Here is a 6,833-nt window from a genome sequence, read left to right as displayed (position 1 = left end):
TTCAGCCAGGGGACCTGGGCCTCCGGCAACGCGGAAAGAGCATGATCGCGCCGCCTTCGGCCCGCTAGGCCGGGACGGGCACGTTGGCGCGCTGCCAGTGCCGGTGCGCGGCGACCGCGGCGACGAAGGCGGCCAGGAACTGGTCACGGCCGTCGCCACCGGAGGAGACCGAGGCGCCCTGACCCGTCGTCACGACCCCCGCGTCCACGACAAGACCCTCACCGTCGGCGGCCAGTCGTACAGGGGACAGCTGCGCCCGCCGGAACAGCTCCACGCCGGCGCCCACCGCCGCGAGCGCCTTACCGTGCTTGAACGCCTCGTTCACGAAGTGGATCGCGTCACCTTCGCCCAGCAGCTCCTGGACGGCCGGTTCACCGCCGGGTACCAGCACCGCGTCGTACATGACCGACGCGACCGTGGAGGAGATCCTGTCCACGCTCGCCTGCCCGCCGGCGTCCGTCGCCACCGCACCGCCGTGGGCGGCGATCACGTCCACGCTCGCGCCCGCGTCGGTGAGCCCGGCTTTCACGGTCGTGAGCGCCTCACCGTCCAGCCCGTCCGCGGCGAGAACCGCCACCCGCCGGGTCCGGACCGAATCCTTGACGGTGTTCTCCTGGCTGAGCGCCGGGGAACTACGGCCGTGGTTGGAGCGGACCGGACCGGCCGGCGACGGTGTCCCGAGGCCCTCTGCCACCCGCACCGCGAACTCATGGTCGACGTGGTTGAAATGCTCCACCATCCGCTCGCGGATCTCGGTCGTGGCGACCTTGCCGAGCTCGAAGACCGCCGCGTCGACGATGTGCTGCCGCTCGGGCTTGCTCATGCTGTTCCAGAACAGGGTCGCCTGGCTGTAGTGGTCGGCGAAACTATCCGGACGCTTACGAATCTTGTTGCCGACGAGGTGTTCCGGGTAGTGCTGGTAACCGCCGTTGTCGGCGCCGGCGGGCGCGGCCCCTCCCCCGTCCAGGGAACTCGGGTGGTAACTCGCCCGGCCGGTGTCGATCCGCTGCCGGCCGTAGCCGTCCCGCTGATTGTTGTGGATCTCGGCATGCGAACGGTTCACGGGCAGCTCGTGGAAGTTCGGGCCGCCGAGCCGGATGAGCTGCGTGTCGAGATAGGAGAACATCCGTGCCTGCAGCAGCGGGTCGTCGGTCACGTCGATCCCGCGCACGAGATTGCCGATGTGGAAGGCGACCTGTTCGGTCTCGGCGAAGAAGTTGTCGGTGTTGCGGTTCAGCGTGAGTTTTCCGATGGTCCGGACCGGTACCGTCTCCTCCGGGATGATTTTGGTGGGGTCGAGCAGGTCGAAGTCGAACGCTGAGGCGTCCTGCTCGGGGACGAGCTGCACGCCGAGCTCGTACTCGGCCGGATGGCCCGCCTCAATCGCCTCCCACAGGTCGCGGCGGTTGAAGTCGGGGTCCTTCCCGGCCAGCTTCTGGGCTTCGTCCCAGACCAGGGAATGCGTCCCGAGGACGGGCTTCCAGTGGAACTTCACGAAATGCGAACGTCCCTGCGGGCCGACGAGCCGGAAGGTGTGGACCCCGAAACCCTGCATCATCCGGTAGCTGCGCGGAATCGCCCGGTCCGACAGCGCCCACATCATCATGTGCATCGACTCCGGTGTCAGCGAGACGAAGTCCCACAACGTGTCGTGTGCCGTGGACGCCTGCGGGACCTCGTTGTGCGGTTCCGGCTTCACCGCATGGACGAAATCGGGGAACTTGATCCCGTCCTGGATGAAGAACACCGGCATGTTGTTGCCGACCAGGTCGAAGTTGCCCTCCCGAGTGTAGAACTTGACCGCGAAGCCGCGGACGTCGCGTACGGTGTCGGCCGACCCCCGCGAACCGACCACGGTGGAGAACCGGACGAAAACCGGCGTCCGCCGGCCCGGTTCGGCGAGGAAGTCCGCGACGGTGTAGTCCGCCATGGACACGGTGGGCTCGAAGTAACCGTGCGCGCCGAAACCGCGCGCGTGCACGACCCGCTCGGGAATCCGCTCGTGGTCGAAATGCGTGATCTTCTCGCGCAGATGGAAGTCCTCGAGCAGGGAGGGACCGCGTTCGCCCACTGTGAGCGAATTGTCCGTGTCATCCACGCGTACCCCCTGGTTGGTGGTCAGGGGTGCACCCGCGGAGGAAACCCGCACCGCGTCCAGCGGGTTGTCAAGCGGGTTCGAGATGTCGTTCTTTCCGGATTCCGGGTCCGGAGACATAACCGGCCTGGTCATACTCTCCTCCTGGCAGGGGACGCGGACCGTCGTGTGGGCCCGACCGTCATATGAGCCATCCCGTGCCTGGCCTACCCCTACCCAGGTGGACAAACCTACACCTGTAAGATCACCGGCAGGTCCGCGCGTCCGTTGACCCGCAACTTGCGATAGGCGCGGGTGAGGTGCTGTTCGACCGTGCTGACCGTGATGTAGAGCTTCTTGGCGATCTCCCGGTTCGTCCGGCCGGAAGCGGCGAGCATCGCGACCTGCAGTTCGGCGGCCGACAACGTCGCGGCGATCCCGCCGTACCCGGGGGTGTCGTCGCCGCTGCGGTCGGTCAGCCGCTGCCGCAGCGGTTCGGCGCCGCACTCCTGCGCGAGCAGCACCGCCCGACGGGTGATCATCCGCGCCTTGGTCAGCTCGCCGGAGCGCCGGTGGGCGTCGCTGAGGTCCGCCAGCGCGTAGGCGAGCTGCAGCCGGTCGCCGCGTTCCTGGAGGATGTCGACAGCCGCCAGCAGCACCGGGGGGCGTTCCCGAGCATCCAGGGTGGCGGCCAACGCGCGCAGACCCATCCCGCGCACCCGGCCACCGCCGGGACGGGAGAGGTGTTCGTCGGCGAGAGCCCGGGCCTCCGCAGTGCGCCCCAGGCGCACCAGGGTGAGTGCCGCCTCGACCCGCCACGGCACGAACGACGGCAGGTCGATGTCCCAGGCGGTCATCAGCCGCCCGCAGGTCAGCAGGTCGTCGAGTGCGGCGTGCAGACGTCCGTGCGACAGGCGTTGCTGGCCGCGCGCATAGAGGTACTGCAGGCCGAACCTGGTCTGGAACATCGCGTCCGGGATCGGCGCGGCGACCTGGTCGACGGCGTGGCTGCCGGTCACCGTCGTGGCCGCGATCAGCGCTGACAGCGGCCGGCCGATGCCGACTCCCCACGTCCACCCCGGGATGAGCGTCAGGGCCGCCCGGGCATGCTGCTCCGCCGCTGGTGAGTCGCCCTGGTGCACCGCGACCTCCGCGCGGATGCCCGACAGCATCGCCTGCCAGGTCGGCGCCTGCCGCAGTGCGGCTTCGCGCAGGAACTGGTCGCACCAGGAGGCGGCAATGTCGGCACGGTCGGCGTAGACCAGCACGAGCAACGCCCACTCCAGCGAACCCAGGGTCACGTCGTCCAGGGGGGTGGCCTGCAACACCCACTCGGCGGTGCGGACCGTGTCGTGGTTGGCACCGGTGCGCAGGACGCCGGTCAGCGTCGTCACGGCCGGCAGCAGGGGACCGTCAGTGGCGGATGCGGCCACGCTCAGCGCGCTCGCCTTCGGGCGCCAGCCGTCCGCGCCGTCGAGCGAGCTGATCCTGGCGACCAGCGGCGGATGGTTGGCCTGCAGGTACTCGCGGATGAGGTCGAGCCCGGCAAGCGACTGCGCGTCGAGCTGGTCACGCCGTGTCTCCAGCTCCCGCAGGCCCGCGGTCGCGTCGTCCTCACGACCGTGCCATAGCATGAGCTTGACGAGGGTGAGGGCGTGCTGGCTCGGCAACTGCCCGGTGAGCAGCGCCGGGACCAGCGGCTCCACGTGACGCAGCGCCGCTCCGGGATTGATCCGCCATTCGACGCGGGCCCGCAGCAACGCGACCGTCGCGCGCTGGTCGTCGTCCTCACAGGCCAGTCCGGCCAGCCGGAGGCATTCCAGGGCGCACCCCACGTCGTCCCGGACGAGCGCGGTCACCGCGGCACGGCACAGGACGTCGAGCCCCCAGGGTTCACGCGCGTGCTCGGCCGCGACGAGGTGGACGGCGACGTCCTCCGCCGGAGCGCCGGCGCTGTACAGCAGCTCGGCGGCGCGGCGGTGCAGCGCCGTGCGGGCCGGTCCGTCCAGGTCGGCCAGGACGGCCGCGCGGGCGGCGGTGTGCCGGAAGCGGCCGGCTCGCAGCACACCCGCGACCTCGAGCGTGTCGAGGATGCGGGCGGGAACCGGTCTGGTGACGGCCGGGTCGACATCGAGCAACCGCGGGAGCAGCGCCGCCGAACCCGCCTCCTCCAGCACCGCGATCCCCCGCGCCACCCGCAGCAACGGCTCACCGCCACGGCGCAGGCAGGTCAGCACCGCCTTGCCGAACGCCTCTCCGGGGCTTGGCTGGGCGGGTTGCCCGGCCGGCGCCGGGCCGGGGGCGGCCGGCAGATCCTCGACCAGCGCCCGCAGCAGGAGCGGGTTGCCGCCGGTGAGATCCCGCCAGCCCGGCGCCGCCTCGCGGGCGGCGGACGCGCCCAGCCGCGGCGTGAGTACCTCGGCCACCCCGCGCACCGACAGCTCTCCGACCCGCAGCCGGTGGCACCGAGGCTGGCGCAGCAGGTCGGTCTGCCAGGCGTTGCGCAGCCGGTCTCCGGCCGGATCCGCCAGCTCGGTGGCGATCAGCAGCACGCGCTGGGACCCCAGCCGCCGCCCGAGATAGATCAGCCCGCGTAACGAGGCCGTGTCGACGAGGTGGGTGTCGTCGACGGCCAGCACCACCGGAGCGTGCTCGGAAAGCGTCCGCAACGCCACCCACAGGTCCTGCAGCAGATGGGGACGCGGGTGACCGGCAGGGGCTGCGTGCACGGCCGCGGACAGGCCGGTGGACATGTCGGCGGACGGACCGAACGCGGTGTCGGGCAGCAGACCGTCGGACCCGTGCGCGCCGGTGGCACCCGGCAGCCCGGCACGCGAGCCACCGCGGGACAACTGGCGCAGGACCCCGAGCGGGAGATCACGCTCCGCGCACGATCCGAAAGCTTCCAGCACGGTCGCACCCGCCCGCGCGGCCCGCGCCATGAAGGCGTGGAGCAGCGCAGTCTTCCCCGCCCCTGCTCCCCCGGCGACGACGACCGTCGCGCCGCGGGAGGCGGCACAGTCCTCGAACAGCAGATCCAGGCGTCGCAGAGCGTCGTCCCGTTCCACCAGGGCGGGAGCGGACTCGGCGGTATGCGCGTCCGGCCATCGGGACATGATGTGGGACAGGGCTGCGGTACCCATGGTGTTGCGTTTCCTCCGGCTGCGCCGACTTGGCACGCGAGCGACTGCGCTCGTCGCTGGCCACTGATCACCGTTGCTGACGTCGTCCGTTGGTCCTCAAAGTTGGTCCTTAAACTTTCCAACTATTATCACCAAGATAGTGGGTTTGTTCCCCGTACTTTGAGATACACGTACGGGGAACATGGACACCACGGTGGACGGCGCCTGACGGTGCGTCGGCGGAGGGTCGTCACTTCATCATCACGCTCAGGGTATTCGGGGCCGATGGCGCACCCGGGGCAGGTGGCGCACTCGACGGGACACCCGGTGCGGCGCGTCCGCCGACCGGCCGCGGCACGGCGGCCAGCAGGTCCCGGGTGTAGGTGTGCGAGGGGTGGGCGAACACGGTGGCGACGTCACCGGTCTCCACGACGTGACCGTCCTTCATGACGATGATCCGGTCGCTGACGTGGTGGATCACCCCCAGATCGTGGGAGATGAACAGCAGCGCGACGCCCAGGTCGCGCTGCAGCCCGGCAAGCAGGTCGAGGATCTGCGCCTGGATCGACACGTCGAGGGCGGACACCGGCTCGTCACAGACGATCAGGTCGGGCGCGGGGGCCAGCGCGCGGGCGATCGCCACCCGCTGCCGCTGCCCTCCTGACAGCTCCAGCGGACGGCGGTGCAGCACGCCTTCGGGCAACCCGACCTGGTCGAGCAGCTCCACGACCCGGGCACGGCGGGCAGCACCCCGGCGCACGCCGGCGATGGCCACCGCCTCACCGATGATGCGCTCGACACGGTAGCGGGGATCGAAGGAACCCAGCGGATCCTGGTAGATCGCCTGGATGCGACGGCGGCGGCTGCGGCGGGCGCGCTCGCGCAGCCCGCTCCACGGCTCGCCGGCGAAGGTGACCGTCCCCGTGTCCGGCTCGAGCTGGCCGAGCACGATCCGGGCCGCGGTCGTCTTCCCCGACCCCGACTCGCCGACGACCCCGAGCGTCTCGGCGGCATGCAGCCGGAACGACACGTCCCGCACGGCGTCGTGCCAGATGCCGTCCGGGGAGCGGAAACGCATGGAGATGCCCTCGACCTCCAGGAGCAGCGCACCGGTGGCCGCCGCTGGGGCCCGCGCCCCGGATGCCGCCTCCACCCCGGGCGCGGTGACCGGCTCCGCCGGCCGGGGTGTCACGACCGCGGCACCGACCGCGGCACCAAAGGTGTTCGTCCCGGTACCGACCGCTGCCGCAGAGGCCGTCACCGAGTCGGCGGACGGCGCCTCGAACGGATGCCAGCACAGCACGTCGTGCTGCCGGCCCGCGCCCGGGGGCAGGGTGCGGGCCGGCAGCTGCTCGCGGCAGCGGTCGTCCGCCCGCGGGCAACGGTCCGCGTACGGGCATCCCGACGGCCCCGGCCGGGGATAGCGGACCGCCGAGGGGGCGAGCGGAGTTCCCTTGGTGTGGGTGACGGGCACGGCGTCGAGCAGCGCCCGGGTGTAGGGATGGCGGGCATCACCGAGGACCTGCTCGGCCGGGCCGTATTCGACGATGTGCCCGGCGTACATCACCGCTATGTCGTCGGCGAGCCCGCCGACCACGGCGAGGTCATGGCTGATGAGCAGCAGTGCGACACCGTCG

At 71.0% G+C, this 6,833-nt stretch carries 3 protein-coding genes; all 3 read right to left on the bottom strand.

Features of this window, described 5'->3' with window-relative positions; translation table 11 throughout:
* Positions 1-64: 64 nt before the first annotated feature.
* Positions 65-2,215 carry a catalase gene (locus tag DD1DGNOD_RS16355; protein WP_131767301.1) on the bottom strand — a complete coding sequence of 717 codons (2,151 nt, stop codon included), beginning with the start codon at positions 2,213-2,215 and terminating at the stop codon, positions 65-67.
* A 110-nt stretch (positions 2,216-2,325) separates the two neighbouring features.
* Positions 2,326-5,217, bottom strand: a complete 2,892-nt coding sequence (locus DD1DGNOD_RS16350; RefSeq protein ID WP_131770502.1) for a helix-turn-helix transcriptional regulator — start codon at positions 5,215-5,217, stop codon at positions 2,326-2,328.
* A 229-nt stretch (positions 5,218-5,446) separates the two neighbouring features.
* A partial coding sequence (locus DD1DGNOD_RS16345; protein WP_131770511.1) for an oligopeptide/dipeptide ABC transporter ATP-binding protein occupies positions 5,447-6,833 on the bottom strand: 1,387 nt, incomplete at its 5' end.

Source organism: Candidatus Protofrankia californiensis (genome assembly GCF_900634765.1).
GTDB lineage: Bacteria > Actinomycetota > Actinomycetes > Frankiales > Frankiaceae > Protofrankia > Protofrankia californiensis.
This window is presented reverse-complemented; position numbering and strand designations above follow the sequence as displayed.

Excerpts from the sequence above, each read along its gene's own strand:
- DD1DGNOD_RS16355 (WP_131767301.1), bottom strand. The coding sequence starts at position 2,215 with ATGTCTCCGGACCCGGAATCCGGAAAGAACGACATCTCGAACCCGCTT.
- DD1DGNOD_RS16350 (WP_131770502.1), bottom strand. The coding sequence starts at position 5,217 with ATGGGTACCGCAGCCCTGTCCCACATCATGTCCCGATGGCCGGACGCG.